Source organism: Enterobacter sp. P82 (assembly GCF_037053385.1).
In the GTDB taxonomy this organism is placed as follows: domain Bacteria; phylum Pseudomonadota; class Gammaproteobacteria; order Enterobacterales; family Enterobacteriaceae; genus Enterobacter.
Map to the genome: position 1 here is coordinate 1,544,018 of NZ_JBALHX010000001.1, position 15,120 is coordinate 1,559,137.

The 15,120-nt window shown below is 54.8% G+C and carries 15 protein-coding genes; 6 read left to right on the forward strand and 9 right to left on the reverse strand.

Annotation, left to right across the window (positions count from 1 at the left end; all coding sequences use genetic code 11):
* Positions 1–16 precede the first annotated feature (16 nt).
* The gene (aroH, locus tag WB237_RS07205) at positions 17–1,063 is read left to right on the forward strand and encodes a 3-deoxy-7-phosphoheptulonate synthase AroH (protein WP_114979404.1); all 1,047 of its coding nucleotides are present in this window, start codon (positions 17–19) and stop codon (positions 1,061–1,063) included.
* A 20-nt stretch (positions 1,064–1,083) separates the two neighbouring features.
* Here aroH and WB237_RS07210 read toward each other — a convergent pair whose 3' ends face one another.
* A complete protein-coding gene (locus WB237_RS07210; RefSeq protein ID WP_336211900.1) occupies positions 1,084–1,986 on the reverse strand; it encodes a LysR family transcriptional regulator in 903 nt (300 codons plus the stop codon).
* Between the two features lie 140 nt (positions 1,987–2,126).
* On the opposite strand from WB237_RS07210, the gene WB237_RS07215 reads away from it, so the two are divergent.
* From WB237_RS07215 to WB237_RS07235, 5 genes are read left to right on the forward strand one after another with little or no spacing between them, the layout of a single operon-like run.
* Complete coding sequence (locus tag WB237_RS07215; RefSeq protein ID WP_336211902.1) at positions 2,127–2,834, forward strand: CoA transferase subunit A; 708 nt, start codon at positions 2,127–2,129, stop codon at positions 2,832–2,834.
* 2 nt (positions 2,835–2,836) lie between these two features.
* Positions 2,837–3,493: a CoA transferase subunit B gene (locus WB237_RS07220; protein WP_336211904.1), complete on the forward strand. Its 657-nt coding sequence runs from the start codon at positions 2,837–2,839 to the stop codon at positions 3,491–3,493.
* A gap of 9 nt (positions 3,494–3,502) precedes the next feature.
* Positions 3,503–4,684 (forward strand): acetyl-CoA C-acetyltransferase, encoded by a 1,182-nt coding sequence (locus tag WB237_RS07225; protein WP_336211906.1) that lies wholly within the window; start codon positions 3,503–3,505, stop codon positions 4,682–4,684.
* 46 nt (positions 4,685–4,730) lie between these two features.
* Positions 4,731–6,122: a GntP family permease gene (locus WB237_RS07230; RefSeq protein WP_114979399.1), complete on the forward strand. Its 1,392-nt coding sequence runs from the start codon at positions 4,731–4,733 to the stop codon at positions 6,120–6,122.
* A 10-nt stretch (positions 6,123–6,132) separates the two neighbouring features.
* Entirely contained in the window at positions 6,133–6,903 is a 771-nt protein-coding gene (locus tag WB237_RS07235) for a 3-hydroxybutyrate dehydrogenase (protein ID WP_208593881.1), read from the forward strand.
* A 40-nt stretch (positions 6,904–6,943) separates the two neighbouring features.
* On the opposite strand, the gene selO is transcribed toward WB237_RS07235, so the two are convergent.
* From selO to pheT, 8 genes are all read right to left on the reverse strand, one after another.
* Positions 6,944–8,386: a protein adenylyltransferase SelO gene (selO, locus tag WB237_RS07240; protein ID WP_336211910.1), complete on the reverse strand. Its 1,443-nt coding sequence runs from the start codon at positions 8,384–8,386 to the stop codon at positions 6,944–6,946.
* A 61-nt stretch (positions 8,387–8,447) separates the two neighbouring features.
* Positions 8,448–9,161 carry an EAL domain-containing protein gene (locus tag WB237_RS07245; RefSeq protein WP_336211911.1) on the reverse strand — a complete coding sequence of 238 codons (714 nt, stop codon included), beginning with the start codon at positions 9,159–9,161 and terminating at the stop codon, positions 8,448–8,450.
* 293 nt (positions 9,162–9,454) lie between these two features.
* Positions 9,455–9,919 carry an NlpC/P60 family protein gene (locus WB237_RS07250; RefSeq protein ID WP_028017229.1) on the reverse strand — a complete coding sequence of 155 codons (465 nt, stop codon included), beginning with the start codon at positions 9,917–9,919 and terminating at the stop codon, positions 9,455–9,457.
* Between the two features lie 74 nt (positions 9,920–9,993).
* The gene (gene btuD, locus WB237_RS07255; protein WP_336211913.1) at positions 9,994–10,749 is read right to left on the reverse strand and encodes a vitamin B12 ABC transporter ATP-binding protein BtuD; all 756 of its coding nucleotides are present in this window, start codon (positions 10,747–10,749) and stop codon (positions 9,994–9,996) included.
* The gene (locus WB237_RS07260) at positions 10,749–11,300 is read right to left on the reverse strand and encodes a glutathione peroxidase (RefSeq protein WP_336211915.1); all 552 of its coding nucleotides are present in this window, start codon (positions 11,298–11,300) and stop codon (positions 10,749–10,751) included. The genes btuD and WB237_RS07260 overlap by 1 nt, the downstream gene beginning before the upstream one ends.
* 33 nt (positions 11,301–11,333) lie before the next feature.
* The gene (btuC, locus tag WB237_RS07265) at positions 11,334–12,314 is read right to left on the reverse strand and encodes a vitamin B12 ABC transporter permease BtuC (RefSeq protein ID WP_336211917.1); all 981 of its coding nucleotides are present in this window, start codon (positions 12,312–12,314) and stop codon (positions 11,334–11,336) included.
* 103 nt (positions 12,315–12,417) lie between these two features.
* Positions 12,418–12,717, reverse strand: a complete 300-nt coding sequence (gene ihfA, locus WB237_RS07270) for an integration host factor subunit alpha (protein WP_003857805.1) — start codon at positions 12,715–12,717, stop codon at positions 12,418–12,420.
* Between the two features lie 4 nt (positions 12,718–12,721).
* A complete protein-coding gene (gene pheT, locus WB237_RS07275) occupies positions 12,722–15,109 on the reverse strand; it encodes a phenylalanine--tRNA ligase subunit beta (protein ID WP_208593878.1) in 2,388 nt (795 codons plus the stop codon).
* Positions 15,110–15,120 lie beyond the last annotated feature (11 nt).

Here is a 15,120-nt window from a genome sequence, read left to right on the forward strand (position 1 = left end):
TTTTCTGAGACATTCCATGAATAAAACCGACGAACTCCGCACTGCGCGCATCGACAGTCTGGTTACCCCGGCTGAACTGGCACTGCGGCATCCTGTTTCCGCCACCGTTGCGGAACATGTCACGGCTTCCCGCCGGCGCATTGAAAAAATCCTGAATGGTGAAGACAAACGTCTTCTGGTGGTGATTGGGCCTTGTTCCATCCACGATCTGGATGCCGCAATGGATTACGCCAAACGACTTCAGGGGCTGCGGGACAAATACCAGCATCGCCTTGAGATCGTGATGCGAACCTACTTTGAAAAACCGCGTACCGTGGTGGGCTGGAAAGGCCTGATTTCCGATCCTGACCTGAACGGTAGCTACCGTGTGAACCACGGTATTGAGCTGGCGCGCAAACTGCTCCTGCAGGTCAACGAACTGGGCGTACCAACGGCGACCGAATTTCTCGATATGGTGACCGGGCAGTTTATCGCCGATCTCATCAGTTGGGGCGCAATTGGCGCACGTACCACCGAAAGCCAAATCCACCGTGAGATGGCCTCCGCCCTCTCCTGTCCGGTCGGCTTTAAAAACGGGACGGATGGCAACACCCGTATCGCGGTAGATGCGATCCGCGCTGCCCGTGCCAGCCACATGTTCCTGTCGCCGGATAAGAGCGGTCACATGACCATCTACCAGACCAGCGGTAACCCGTACGGGCATATCATTATGCGTGGTGGGAAGAAACCCAACTATCACGCGGAAGATATTGCGGCCGCCTGTGAAACGCTGGCAGAGTTCGACCTCCCGGAACATCTGGTCGTGGATTTCAGCCACGGTAACTGTCAGAAACAGCATCGCCGCCAGTTAGATGTGTGCGATGAAATTTGCCAGCAGATCCGCAGCGGCTCAACCGCTATCGCGGGGATTATGGCCGAAAGTTTCATCAAGGAAGGCACGCAGAAGATTGTTGCCGGACAGCAGATGGTGTACGGACAGTCGATCACCGACCCGTGCCTGAGCTGGGAAGACAGCGAACTGCTGCTGGATAAGCTAGCTGCGGCGGTGGATACGCGCTTCTGACGTCGTTCAGATCAGCCTTCTCATCCCCCCTGACCAGGCTGATAAAAATCCTTCAGTGTTTCCAGCAGGGCACGCGCCGCTTTTGAAAGCTGCGTGTGCCCTGGGTGGATCACGCCAATGCATTTTTCAATAAGCGGGTTATCCAGCGGAATACAGACCGCTCCTAACGCTGCCATCTGCGTTTCGCACAATGCCGGAACAGCGCTGCCGCCCAATCCACTGGCGACCATCCGCCCCACCGTCACCAGTTGATGACTCTCCAGCGCCACATCCAGTTTTCTGCCGCTTCGGGCCAGCTCCTCTTCCATCATCAGACGTACCGCTGAGGGCCGCTGCAGGGTGATGAAGTCCAGCGCCAGCAGCTCTTCCCATGACAAGCGTTTTTTACTGGCCAGAGAGGAATCTTTCGGCACAATGGCAACAAATCTGTCGAGACCCAGTGGCGTAAACAGCAGGTTATGCGTGGGTGCTGGTTCAAACGCGATCCCCATCTCCACTCGCCCTTCCCGAACCATCTCAATCACATGTTCGTTGATGACATCATGCACGGTAACGTTGATCCCGGCGTGGCGATCGCGAAAAGCTTTGAGTACCTCCGGTAAGACATTCGCGGCAAAAGACGGCATGGCCGCGACCGAGATTTTGCCACGTTGAAGCGTAAAACATTGATGCATCGCCTCTTCGACGTTATCCCAGTCGGCAAGCAGTTGCCGTGCCATGGGTAAAAACGTCTCACCTTCCTGCGTCAGCGCTACTTTACGCGTGCTCCGCTGCAGCAACGGCCCTCCCAGCGCATCCTCAAGACCTTTAATCGTCAGGCTCAGTGCCGGCTGGGAGAGATTTAACCGTTCGCTGGCGTGCGCGAAATTCAGAGTGTGAGCTACCGCTAAAAACGCACGTAACTGTTTGACACTCATTCTCATTTTTTATCCTGTTAACTAATTGAAAAATTTTAGTTAACAGGAAATTAATAAAAAAACCAAATGAGTGGGTCACAAATTCAAAATTAACAAATGAGTCACCGCCCCTAATGATACCTGCACGGACAACGGGAGAGATGACGATGGCGGGACTGGATAAACGCGTCAGTAGCTATGCGCAGGCGCTGGAAGGGCTGACGAACGGGATGACATTGCTGGCAGGCGGTTTCGGCTTGTGCGGGATCCCTGAGAACCTGATTGCAGAGGTCAGACGCCGTCAGGTGAACGACCTGACGGTGGTTTCAAACAACTGCGGCGTGGATGGTTTCGGCCTCGGAATACTGCTTGAGACGCAGCAGGTACGCAAAGTGGTGGCGTCTTACGTGGGTGAGAACGCGTTGTTTGAGCAACAGGTATTGAGCGGCGAGCTGGAGATTGAACTCACGCCTCAGGGGACGCTGGCAGAAAAAGTGCGCGCGGGTGGCGCGGGCATTCCGGCATTTTACACCGCCACCGGCTATGGCACTCCCGTGGCGGCAGGCAAAGAAATTCGCCAGTTTGCAGGTAAACACTACGTCCTCGAAGAGGCCATTACGGGTGATTTCGCGCTCATCAAAGGCTGGAAAGCGGACTGGTACGGCAACGTTATCTATCGCCATACCGCGCAAAACTTTAATCCGCTGATGGCCACGGCGGGCCGGATAACTGTTGTGGAGGTGGAAGAAATTGTGCCACCAGGTGAACTGCCTCCGTCTGCCATTCACACCCCGGGAATTTACGTCGACAGGCTGATTGTCGGCCAGTTTGAAAAACGCATTGAACAACGCACGCTGCGCGCGGAAGGAGTCTGACAATGTTGACCCGTGAACAGATGGCAATGCGCGTCGCTCGCGAGTTGCGCGACGGTTACTACGTCAACCTGGGGATCGGCATCCCTACCCTGGTGGCGAACTACATTCCGCCGGGGATGGATGTGATGCTCCAATCGGAAAACGGTCTGCTGGGAATGGGGGAATTCCCGGATGAACGGAACCTCGATGCCGACATGATTAACGCCGGTAAACAGACGGTGACCGCGCGGATCGGTGCTGCCATTTTCGACTCGGCTCAGTCATTCGCCATGATCCGTGGCGGTCATGTCGATCTGACCATATTGGGTGCGTTTGAAGTGGATGTCGAAGGAAATATCGCCTCATGGATGATCCCCGGGAAGATGGTGAAAGGGATGGGAGGAGCAATGGATCTCGTTGCCGGGGCACAGAACATCATAGTGGTGATGACTCACGCCTCAAAAAGTGGTGAATCAAAACTGCTCCCCCGCTGCACGCTGCCTCTCACGGGCGTGGGCTGCATCCGTCGGGTCTTAACCGACCTCGCGTTGCTGGAGATCAAGGACGGCACCTTCATTCTTCGGGAATACGCTCCGGGGGTGAGTATCGACGAGATCGTGGCGAAAACGGCCGGGAAAATAACAGTGGCGGACGACGTTCGCGAGATGCGCTTCAACTGAGGACTCAACATGAAAAACGTCATGATTGTCGGGGCAGCGCGAACCCCTGTGGGTGGTTTTCGCGGTTCGCTCGCCTCCCTTTCTGCAGTTGAACTGGGGGCAGTAGCGGTACAACACCTGCTTGCGACCAGCGGTTTGCATGCATATCAAATAGACGAGCTGCTTTTTGGTCAGGTGCTAACGGCAGGTTGTGGACAAAACCCCGCGCGCCAGACGGCAATCCGCGCCGGGTTACCTGTCAAAACGCCCGCCACCACGGTCAATCTGGTGTGTGGTGCGGGCTTAAAAGCGGTGCAACAGGCCGCGCAGGCGATCCGCTGTGGTGATGCCGACGTGGTTATCGCGGGTGGTCAGGAGAGCATGAGCAACGCGCCTTATCTGCTGGACGGTGCGCGCTCAGGGTTGCGTTTTGGTCATACGGGCCTGCAGGACAGCATGATTACCGACGGGCTATGGGATGCGTTCAACGATTACCACATGGGGATCACCGCAGAAAACATCGCCCGACAGTACGGCATTTCGCGCGAGCAGCAGGACGCCTTTGCCGCCCGGTCGCAGCAAAAAGCTGCATCCGCGGTTGAATCCGGTCGATTCGACGCCGAGATAGTGCCAGTGACGGTGAAACAGGGTAAAAAGCCGCCCCTGATTGTCAGCCGTGATGAACAGCCCCGGCCGGGAACCACCGCAGAACAACTCGCGCAACTGCGTCCCGCGTTTTTACACGAGGAAGGTACGGTCACGGCGGGTAATGCCTCAACGCTCAATGATGGTGCCGCTGCGGTGTTGTTGATGAGCGAGGAAAAAGCGCGGGAAAGCGGTTTGCCGATCCTGGGCCGCATCGTGAGTTACGCCGTGACGGGCGTTGACCCGTCTGTGATGGGCATCGGTCCGGTCAGCGCCTGTCAGACGGCACTGGCGCGGGCTGGCTGGACGCTCGATGACGTGGATCTCATTGAAGCCAATGAAGCCTTTGCTGCGCAAGCGCTGGCGGTGGGCAAGCTGCTCGGCTGGGATGAGCGTAAGGTGAATGTTAATGGTGGCGCGATTGCGCTGGGTCATCCGATTGGCGCATCCGGCTGCCGCATTCTCGTCACGCTGCTGTACGAAATGCAACGTCAGGGGGCTAAAAAAGGGCTCGTCACCCTGTGCGTAGGTGGCGGACAAGGTATCGCTCTGACCGTCGAGCGTTAAACATCTCGTTGGTACCCGAATATAACAATGATAGTGAGGAGTCGTAATGAGTGTGTTAATTGCCCTGGCGGCACTGGCATTGCTGATGCTGGCGGCCTATCGCGGATATAGCGTTATTTTGTTTGCGCCGATTGCGGCACTGGGTGCAGTGTTGCTGACCGACCCGGGGGCTGTCGGCCCGACGTTTACCGGTCTGTTTATGGAAAAAATGGTGGGCTTCGTCAAGCTCTACTTCCCGGTGTTTCTGCTGGGTGCCGTTTTTGGCAAGCTGATTGAGCTTTCCGGTTTCTCACGCTCGATAGTCGCCTCCGCCATTCGGATCCTCGGTCGTCGCCACGCGATACCGGTCATAGTCCTGGTGTGTGCGCTGTTGACCTATGGCGGTGTTTCGCTGTTCGTGGTGGCATTTGCGGTCTATCCGTTTGCCGCCGAACTGTTCCGCCAGAGCGGTATCCCCAAACGGCTGATCCCGGCCACTGTGGCGCTGGGGGCATTTTCGTTTACCATGGACGCCCTGCCCGGCACGCCTCAAATCCAGAACATTATCCCCACCAGCTTCTTTGGTACTAACGCCTGGGCCGCGCCGTGGCTTGGGGTGATCGGTTCCCTGTTTATTATCTGTTTTGGCCTGCTCTGGCTGGAGCGTCAGCGCCGTAAAGCACTCAATAACAATGAAGGTTACGGCTCGGACCTCAAAAATGAACCAGAAACGCCAGACAACATAAATCTGCCACATCCGCTGATTGCTATCTCCCCTTTGCTGCTGGTGGGTATCCTCAACCTGCTGTTTACCCGCTGGATCCCTGGCTGGTACGGTACGAGCCATGAGCTCACCCTGCCAGGTCTGGCGAAACCGATTGTGACCGAGGTGAGTAAAATCACCGCCATCTGGGCCGTGGAGGCGGCGCTGATCTCCGGCATCATGCTGGTGCTGATTTTTGGTTTTCGCAATATTCGCGGGCGTCTGGCTGAAGGCAGCCGGACGGCGGTCAGCGGCGCTATTCTGGCAGCGATGAATACGGCCTCTGAATATGGTTTTGGGGCCGTTATTGCTGCACTGCCTGGTTTTCTGGTGCTGTCCAAAGGGCTGGCTGCGATCCCAAACCCACTGTTAAACGAAGCGATCAGCGTGACCGTCCTCGCCGGGATCACCGGTTCCGCCTCCGGGGGGATGAGCATTGCACTCGCAGCAATGTCTGACACGTTTATTGCCGCCGCACACGCCGCCAATATTCCTCTGGAAGTCCTGCACCGCGTGGCCTCAATGGCAAGCGGTGGTATGGATACGCTTCCCCACAATGGCGCGGTGATTACCTTGCTGGCAATCACCGGCCTGAGTCATCGTCAGGCCTACGGCGGTATTTTCGCCATCACCCTCATAAAAAGTCTGGCAGTACTTTTTGTCATTGCCGTGTTCTATCTGACCGGCATTGTTTAAGGAGAGAAAAATGAATCTGAAGGGTAAAACCGCTCTGGTGACCGGTTCGACAAGCGGTATTGGACTTGGGATCGCCCGCGTGCTGGCGAAGGCCGGGGCGCAGCTGATCCTCAACGGTTTCGGCGACAGCGAATCAGCAAGAGAAGAGATTGCGCAACTCGGCCAAAAGCCGGGCTATCACGATGCAGACCTGCGTGACGTACTGCAAATTGAAGCCATGATGCGCTACGCCGAATCGCAGTTTGGTAGTGTGGACATTCTGATTAACAATGCCGGAATACAGCATGTGGCCCCTGTTGAGGTATTTCCGGTAGAGAAATGGAACGACATTATCGCACTGAATCTCTCTTCCGTGTTTCACACCAGCCGGCTGGCACTGCCTGCCATGCGTGAGAAAAACTGGGGCCGTATCATTAACATTGCCTCCGTTCATGGGCTAGTCGCGTCAAAAGAAAAGTCAGCCTATGTCGCCGCCAAGCATGGCGTGGTGGGCTTTACGAAATCCCTGGCGCTCGAAACCGCGCGCACGGGGATTACCGCCAATACGATCTGCCCGGGCTGGGTACTGACTCCCCTGGTACAACAGCAAATCGACAAACGCATTGCCGATGGCGTCGCACCAGACCAGGCACGAGACCAGCTTCTGGCGGAGAAACAGCCTTCAGGTGAGTTTGTCACCCCGGAACAGTTGGGCGAACTGGCGCTATTTTTGTGCAGCGACAGCGCCGTAAATGTCCGGGGCGTCGCATGGAACATGGATGGTGGGTGGGTCGCACAGTGACGGGTAAGCCGGGTGAGCGTCGCGTCACCCGGCAAAATGACTAACTTGAGCAGCTTACCTCCAGCCGCTTGCCCCAGTCAGGCGGGCGGCTGACGTAATCGTCATCCCTGTCGGCAAACGGCGTGCGTAACGCCACATGCAGACGGTGTAACTCGTCATACTCACCCTGCTCTGCCTGCTCAATCGCCCGTTGGGCCAGCCAGTTGCGTAACACCATCGCCGGGTTCGCCGCGTTCATCTGCGCGTGCCGGGTGGTATCGTCAACCTGCTCTTGCTGCAACCGCGTGCGGTACCGGGCAAACCAGTCGTCAAACGCCTGCCTGTCGATAAACTCGTCCCGCAACGGTGAGGCGGCACTGTGCTGCTCCGTCTGGCCCAGCATCCGGAAAGTACGGGTATAATCACTGCCTTCACGCGCCATCAGGGCAAACAGGTCATTGAGGATCTCGTTATCCCCCCTTTCCTGGGTCATCAGCCCCAGCTTGTTGCGCATTAACATGCCGTATTCACGCAGCAAAATATCCTGATAGCTATCGAGCGCGTCATTCAGGGCATCAACGTCGATAAACGGTGACAGCGTTTGCGCAAGACGTTGCAGGTTCCACAATCCAACCGCAGGCTGATTGTCAAAGCTGTAACGGCCCTGGTAATCGGAGTGATTACAGATATATCCCGGCTGATAATCATCCAGGAACCCAAACGGACCGTAATCAAAGGTGAGCCCCAGGAGCGACATGTTGTCCGTATTCATGACGCCGTGGGCGAATCCTACCGTTTGCCAGCGCGCGATCATTGATGCAGTACGGGCAATCACATCCCGGAACCAGAGAACGTATTTATCATCCTCATCCTGCAAATGTGGCCAGTGGTGATCGATAGCGTAGTCTGCAAGCTGACGCACCTTTTCCGTCTCGCGGCGATAGTAAAAGTGCTCAAAATGGCCAAAGCGCAAATGACTTTGCGCAATGCGCATCAGCATCGCCCCTTTTTCCATCGTTTCGCGTGCAACCGGCGTGTCGCTGGTGACAATCGACAGCGCACGGGTGGTCGGGATCCCCAGCGCATGCATCGCTTCAGATGCCAGGCATTCACGAATCGTTGAACGTAATACCGCACGCCCATCCCCCATCCGCGAGTAAGGGGTAAGGCCTGCGCCTTTCAGGTGCCAGTCAACCGTCTCCCCGTTGGGAAGCTGTTGTTCACCAAGCAGGATCCCCCTGCCGTCGCCCAGTTGCCCCGCCCAGATGCCAAACTGGTGTCCACTATAGACCTGAGCCAGGGGTTGCATGCCTGCGAGCAGCGTTTCGCCCCCCCAGACGCTAGCACCGTCTGAAAGCTGGAACATGGCAGGCGGGATCGCCAGCTCCTCTGCCAGCCGATCGTTGTGCCAGATAAGACGCGAATTTTGTAAGGGTGTTGGTTTGAGTGCGGTGTAAAAACCAGGCAACTCGTCATGCCAGTGAGCAGTAAAAGACAGGGTCATAAGTCCTCCTGCTTTTAGTGTAGAGGGTTTACCCGCTCTTAAACACGGGCGAAAGCAAGGGTTATCGCTGGACCAGTGTGGTGACGTGCTCTGCACTGACCGCTGGCCAGAGCGCACCCTGCATGGCGCCGACGTTAAAGGACAAGACGCGTTGCAACAGGTTGTGATCGTCAATGCCGGATAAGATGACAGACTGGCAATGTGGTGTTATCTGCCAGAGAATTGCGCGCATAAAAGGTTCAAAAGAAAGCTCCGATGCACGCTGCTGAATGAACCCTTTGTCGAAAATGACCCGTTTAAATAATCCATCATAGACCGCTTTGAGGGATGCGGCACCAGCACCAAAGTTTGCCAGAACCAACGGGAAATGGATCGCCATTCTCGCCAACTGGAGATCGTCCTTTCCGTTATTTAAACCTGGATAGTTCTCATTAACAGTAAACTCAAGAAACGGATAACGCTCGAGGATTGAAACAACGTTCCCATTGCTTAATAAAAACTCAACAATAACTGGTGTAATATTGATCCATGCAATTAACTGATGCTGAATAAAAAACAGTTTGCAGGAATCAATCAATTGCAGTTTCTCGTTAAACAGCGCTAACTCTTCTGTCGCTGTAAGACGAGGGATAACGAGGTCAGTGGGGATCCTTACATCAGTGCCAACGCCAGTAAAGTTAACCAGAACGTCTAAACCTTTAAGCTCACCTGCACTATTACGGGCAGGCAGGAGAAACAGTTCAGACTGGTAAGCATTATCTAGCGTAATTATCATTGCACTCGCCCCGCATTAAAGATGAGAGAGGACATCCTGGAGCAATTGCCGACACAATTCCACTGTCTTGATTTTAATAAGATTAATTTCATTAGTTCCGTATTAATTTTCAGATTTATCCCTGAATCTAAAATAATCTTATCCTGGTTACTGAATAATAGCCAGTTTTAGATAAAACAGACACATGCGGGCTTAGCTAATTTTAGGTAAATTTAACTTTAATCATCTTATTTGCGAAAAAACGGCATGATTTATTCGCTACCATGCCGTCATAAAGACACATCCGGGGCAGACTAAATACGTCGTGCCTGCCAGAAGTTTTTACGCCAGTACACATTATCGAGAGAAGATCGCATCACTCCGCGGCTGGTCGAGGCGTGAATAAACTGGTTGTCTGTATCATAAATACCAACATGAAGACCGCTTTCACCCGACCCGGTTTTGAAAAAGACCAGGTCTCCAGGGAGCAGCTCATCTTTATCAATTTCAGTCCCTATTTCTGCCTGCTTACGCGTTTCGCGCGGAAGCTGTAAGTCAAATTTGTCGCGGAACGTCATCAGGACAAAACCGGAACAATCTACACCGCCACGGCTCATGCCGCCATAGCGATAAGGCGTACCGCGCCAGTTGCTCAGTTGATCGTTGAGGCTGGCAATAACGGTGATAGAATCTGAAAGCCGTGGGTTAGGCGGTGGCGCACGATGGCTACTGCATCCCGCGAGAAATAACGCTGCCATCAGGAGAAACCAGAATCGCATTTTCAGACGAATCCTCTGCTTTTTTTGTTCTTTTCGTAATTTAGCGTGCAATTGTGCTAACAGGCAAGAAACGGTTACTCCTGCCCGGTAGAAATCAGCATCTTATGTCCCTCTATATCCAGCCTGCGGAACGACATATTGTACGCAAGGGCAAGATTTGGCGGTGTAAGAACCTGATCCCGCGTCCCGCTGGCGATCATCTTTCCACGTGACAGCAACCACACTCGATGGGCATGTCGCAAGGTATGGTTGAGGTCATGACTGCTCATTACCACGGCAATACCCTTTCGGCTCAGACTACTTAACAGCGAATCCAGCGCCGCCTGCTGCGCCACATCCAGACCGCTCATCGGCTCATCCAGAAGCAGCATCCGCCCGTGAGGGTTACCTGCCGGGTGAATCTGAACAATGACCGCCGCCAGGCGCACCCGCTGCCATTCTCCGCCGGAAAGCTGGCTGGCGTGCCGGGACAGTTTATCTTCTAGCCCCAGGGCCGCAGCCACTTCAGTCAGCAGTGTCGTATGTTGTTTGTCGTGCAAATGCAGCATCAGATAATGCCAGACGGGCATCGCAAAAGGCGGCATTTGTTGCTGCACAAGGTAACTGCGCCTGTGCGCCAGCGAGACCGGCGACCAGTCGGTAAGGGCATGTTCCAGCAGCGATATCTGCCCTTGCCCGGAAGTTAGCCCCGCCATACGAGCCAACAGCGTACTCTTCCCTGCGCCGTTGGGTCCGACAAGATGCAGGATCTCTCCCGCATTGAGGGCACCGGTTATCGGCCCCAGACGTCCCTTCTCAGCAACGTCCGTGAGCTGCATCAGCAACGACATTATTTCGCCAGCGCCAGCTTAATAGACTCCATGACAATCGGATCTTCAGGCGTCATATCCGGAGAAAAACGTTGAACCACCTGACCGTCGCGACCAATCAGGAATTTTTCGAAGTTCCACAGAATGTCATCCGGGTAGAGCGGCGCCCGACCTTTGCTGGCCATACGCTCATAAAAGCCACTTCCTTCCGGCGCAACGGCCTTCGGCGCGGCAGCAATCAGCTTCGCATACAGCGGATGGCGATCTTCGCCGTTAACATCAATTTTGCTGAACAGCGGGAACGTCACACCGTAGGTCGTACTACAAAACGTTTTGATCTCTTCTTCGCTGCCCGGCTCCTGGCCCAGGAACTGGTTGCAGGGGAAACCCAGCACGGTGAAACCGTCTTTCTCCCACGCTTTCTGAATGTTCTCCAGCTGCTCATACTGTGGCGTCAGGCCACATTTGGATGCCACGTTGACGATCAGCAACACATTGCCTTTGTAGCCTTCCAGCGTGGTGTTATCGCCATCAATGGTGGTCACTTCAGTTTTCAGGATATATGACTGCATAGCATTCCCTCAGGTTGTTTTACGGATCGTGATTTAACGTCCAGCTTTTAATAGTAGCCAGATAAATACTGGCGCGCCCAGCGTGGCAGTCACTACACCAATAGGCAGTTCCGCGGCTGTCAGGGCAAGTCGGGCGATGATATCTGCCACCAGCAATGTTACCGCCCCGGCGACTGCCGAGGCCGGAAGTAAGGTTCGATGGTCGGTGAGGCCACACAGGCGAAGCATATGCGGAATAACCAACCCGATAAAACCAATCGCCCCCGCCAGCGCCACGCTGACCCCCACCAGCCAGCCAATGGCAATAACCAGCACATTACGCCAGAACACCAGTGGCATCCCGAGCTGGCGAGCGGATGTTTCACCCAGCGCGAGCATGTTGAGTGGTTGTGCCTGCATGGTCGCCCACAATATGACCGGGATCAGAAGGACCATCAGCCAGCCCTGGTGCCAGTCCACGCCCCCAAAACCGCCCATCATCCAGTACATCAGTTGCCGCAAGTCAAAAGAAGTCGAGAAGTAGACTGCCCAGGTCATCAGTGCGCTACAGATGATGCCCAGCGCCACCCCGGCAAGCAGCAGACGGCTTGTCGATAAGTGCCGTCTGGCGAAACGCAGGAGAATGAGCGTTATCAGCAATGCGCCAATAATGGCGCTCAGGCTGATACTCCAGCCGGAGAGTGCTCCCCCGCCGAGCATGACGGCCGCAATCAGCCCCACGCCTGCACCGTTTGATACGCCGAGCAGCCCGGGTTCCGCCAGCGGGTTGTCGAACAATGCCTGCATAATGGTGCCGCATAGCGCCAGTGCAGCTCCCACCAGGATCACCGCCACGGTGCGCGGCAGACGAATTTGCCAGATGAAGATCTGCCCGTCAGGGCTCAGCCAGCTTTCAGGCCCTATCCATCTGTCGCCCGCGCACAGGCTTATACCGGTGGCGACAATGAGCAGCAGCACCAGCAAAAACAGGCGACGTTGATCGGAACGGTGCTGGCGATAGGCGTAATCAAGCATGTGTACAGTTTTATTGACGTGAGATGTAATTGATTTTACGGCGGGTTTGCCAAAGAGCGCAAAGAAAAAAGGCCGCGTGAGCGGCCTTTTTAGTTAGTTCATATTACTCTGCTTTGGGCGTTGCGTTTTCGACACGGCTTTTTAACTTCTGTCCGGGTCTGAAGGTCACCACGCGGCGGGCTGTAATGGGAATATCTTCCCCCGTCTTCGGGTTGCGGCCCGGACGTTGGTTTTTGTCTCGCAAATCAAAATTGCCAAAACCGGAGAGTTTTACCTGTTCACCATTTTCCAGAGCACGACGGATCTCTTCGAAAAACAGCTCTACCAGCTCTTTGGCATCCCGTTTGCTAAGCCCAAGCTTATCAAACAGATATTCTGACATTTCAGCTTTTGTAAGCGCCATAGGTTCAATCCCTCAATGATGCCTGGAATCGCTCTTTTAATGCCTCTACACATTTGGCGACGGTAGCGGCAATCTCCTCTTCTTCGAGTGTACGGCTGGTATCCTGAAGGATAAGGCTGATAGCAAGGCTCTTGAAACCTTCTGCTACGCCCTTGCCGCGGTACACGTCAAATAAGTTTACGCCAACTACCTGATTTACGCCAACTTTCTTACATTCGGCCAAAATATCTGCTGCGGGCACATTTTCCGCGACCACAACCGCGATATCACGGCGGTTCGCCGGGAAGCGTGACACGTCCTGCGCCTGAGGAATGACGCGGTCTGCAACCGGGTTCCACTCGAGTTCGAACACGATGGTACGGCCATTCAGATCCAGTTTACGCTCCAGCTCAGGGTGAACAACACCAATGAAACCAACACGTTTGCCGTCTAAATAAATGGCTGCACTTTGCCCCGGATGCAGTGCCGGAATGGCTTCTGCACGGAATTCAATTTCAGATAATTTACCGGTCAGATCGAGAATTGCTTCCAGATCGCCCTTCATATCGTAGAAATCAACCGTCCCTTTTGCCAGATCCCAATGCTCTTCATAGCGGTTACCGCTGATGGCACCAGCCAGCATAAGATCCTGACGGATGCCTAAATTTGCCTGATTATCCGGTACAAAGCGTAAACCGCTTTCGAAAATTCGCACACGGTTTTGCTGGCGATTCTGGTTGTAAACAATCGTACCCAGCAGCCCCGTCCACAGAGACAGGCGCATCGCGGACATTTCGCTGGAGATTGGGCTTGGCAGGATCAGCGCTTCCTGGCCCGGATGGATCAACTGCTGCAGCTTCGGATCAACAAAGCTGTAGGTGATCACTTCCTGGTAACCTTTGTCATTGAGCATGGTTTTCACACGCTTCAGGGACAGGTCAGCTTCACGGTGGGTGCCCATCACCAGACCCGCCTGTACAGGCTCATCAGGGATGTTGTTGTAGCCGTATACGCGAGCCACTTCTTCCACCAGGTCTTCTTCGATCTCCATGTCGAAACGCCATGATGGCGCAACGGCCTTCCATTCGTCCTGACCTTCGGTGACTTCACAGCCCAGGCGCTTCAGAATGTCGGTGACCTGCGCATCGGCAACGTGGTGCCCAATCAAACGATCCAGCTTGCTGCGACGCAGAGTGATGGTTGCGCGTTTTGGCAGAGTGTCTTCGTTTGTCACATCAATAACCGGGCCAGCTTCGCCGCCACAGATATCGATCAGCAGGCGCGTTGCACGTTCCATTGCTTTGTATTGCAATGCCGGGTCAACGCCACGCTCGTAGCGGTGGGAGGCATCGGTATGCAGGCCGTGACGGCGTGCGCGACCGGTGATGGAGAGCGGGCTGAAGAAGGCGCATTCCAGAAGGACGTTTTGCGTCTCGTCGTTCACGCCTGAGTGCTCGCCCCCGAAGATACCTCCCATCGCCAGCGCTTTACCATGATCTGCAATCACCAGGGTATCAGCGTTCAGTTTTGCTTCGCTGCCGTCCAGCAGAACCAGGGTTTCACCCTCTTTCGCCATGCGCACAACAATTCCGCCTTCGATACGATCTTTATCGAACGCGTGCATTGGCTGGCCAAGCTCCAGCAGAACGTAGTTAGTGACGTCAACAACCGCATCAATGGAGCGAATACCACAGCGACGCAGTTTCTCTTTCATCCACAGAGGGGTTGGCGCTTTAACGTTAATGCCTTTCACAACACGCCCCAGGTAACGCGGGCACGCATCGGCGGCTTCAACCTGAATTGGCAGAGTGTCGGTAATGGTTGCAGCTACTGGCGTGATGTCTGGTACGTTCAGCTCAACCTGGTTCAGCACCGCAACATCGCGCGCTACGCCGATGATACCTAAGCAATCAGCACGGTTTGGCGTGACGCTGATTTCAATGGTGTTGTCATCAAGCTTCAGGTATTCACGGATATCGGTGCCAATTGGCGCATCCAACGGCAGCTCAATGATGCCATTGTGATCGTCGGAAATACCCAGCTCGGAGAACGAGCACAGCATGCCTTCAGACGGCTCACCGCGCAGCTTAGCCGCTTTAATTTTGAAATCGCCCGGCAATACCGCACCGACGGTTGCCACAGCAACTTTCAGCCCCTGACGGCAGTTTGGCGCACCGCAGACGATATCCAGCAGGCGCTCGCCGCCCACGTTCACTTTTGTTACGCGCAGTTTGTCTGCATTAGGATGCTGGCCGCATTCAACTACTTCACCTACGACCACGCCATTAAAGGCACCTGAAACCGGCTCAACGCCGTCAACTTCCAGGCCAGCCATGGTGATCTGGTTAGAAAGCGCTTCGCTGTCCAGCGTGGTGTTCACCCATTCGCGTAACCACAGTTCACTGAATTTCATTGTTCTGTCCT

Excerpts from the sequence above, each read along its gene's own strand:
- aroH (WP_114979404.1), top strand. The coding sequence starts at position 17 with ATGAATAAAACCGACGAACTCCGCACTGCGCGCATCGACAGTCTGGTT.
- WB237_RS07210 (WP_336211900.1), bottom strand. The coding sequence starts at position 1,986 with ATGAGAATGAGTGTCAAACAGTTACGTGCGTTTTTAGCGGTAGCTCAC.
- WB237_RS07215 (WP_336211902.1), top strand. The coding sequence starts at position 2,127 with ATGGCGGGACTGGATAAACGCGTCAGTAGCTATGCGCAGGCGCTGGAA.
- WB237_RS07220 (WP_336211904.1), top strand. The coding sequence starts at position 2,837 with ATGTTGACCCGTGAACAGATGGCAATGCGCGTCGCTCGCGAGTTGCGC.
- WB237_RS07225 (WP_336211906.1), top strand. The coding sequence starts at position 3,503 with ATGAAAAACGTCATGATTGTCGGGGCAGCGCGAACCCCTGTGGGTGGT.
- WB237_RS07230 (WP_114979399.1), top strand. The coding sequence starts at position 4,731 with ATGAGTGTGTTAATTGCCCTGGCGGCACTGGCATTGCTGATGCTGGCG.
- WB237_RS07235 (WP_208593881.1), top strand. The coding sequence starts at position 6,133 with ATGAATCTGAAGGGTAAAACCGCTCTGGTGACCGGTTCGACAAGCGGT.
- selO (WP_336211910.1), bottom strand. The coding sequence starts at position 8,386 with ATGACCCTGTCTTTTACTGCTCACTGGCATGACGAGTTGCCTGGTTTT.
- WB237_RS07245 (WP_336211911.1), bottom strand. The coding sequence starts at position 9,161 with ATGATAATTACGCTAGATAATGCTTACCAGTCTGAACTGTTTCTCCTG.
- WB237_RS07250 (WP_028017229.1), bottom strand. The coding sequence starts at position 9,919 with ATGCGATTCTGGTTTCTCCTGATGGCAGCGTTATTTCTCGCGGGATGC.
- btuD (WP_336211913.1), bottom strand. The coding sequence starts at position 10,749 with ATGTCGTTGCTGATGCAGCTCACGGACGTTGCTGAGAAGGGACGTCTG.
- WB237_RS07260 (WP_336211915.1), bottom strand. The coding sequence starts at position 11,300 with ATGCAGTCATATATCCTGAAAACTGAAGTGACCACCATTGATGGCGAT.
- btuC (WP_336211917.1), bottom strand. The coding sequence starts at position 12,314 with ATGCTTGATTACGCCTATCGCCAGCACCGTTCCGATCAACGTCGCCTG.
- ihfA (WP_003857805.1), bottom strand. The coding sequence starts at position 12,717 with ATGGCGCTTACAAAAGCTGAAATGTCAGAATATCTGTTTGATAAGCTT.
- pheT (WP_208593878.1), bottom strand. The coding sequence starts at position 15,109 with ATGAAATTCAGTGAACTGTGGTTACGCGAATGGGTGAACACCACGCTG.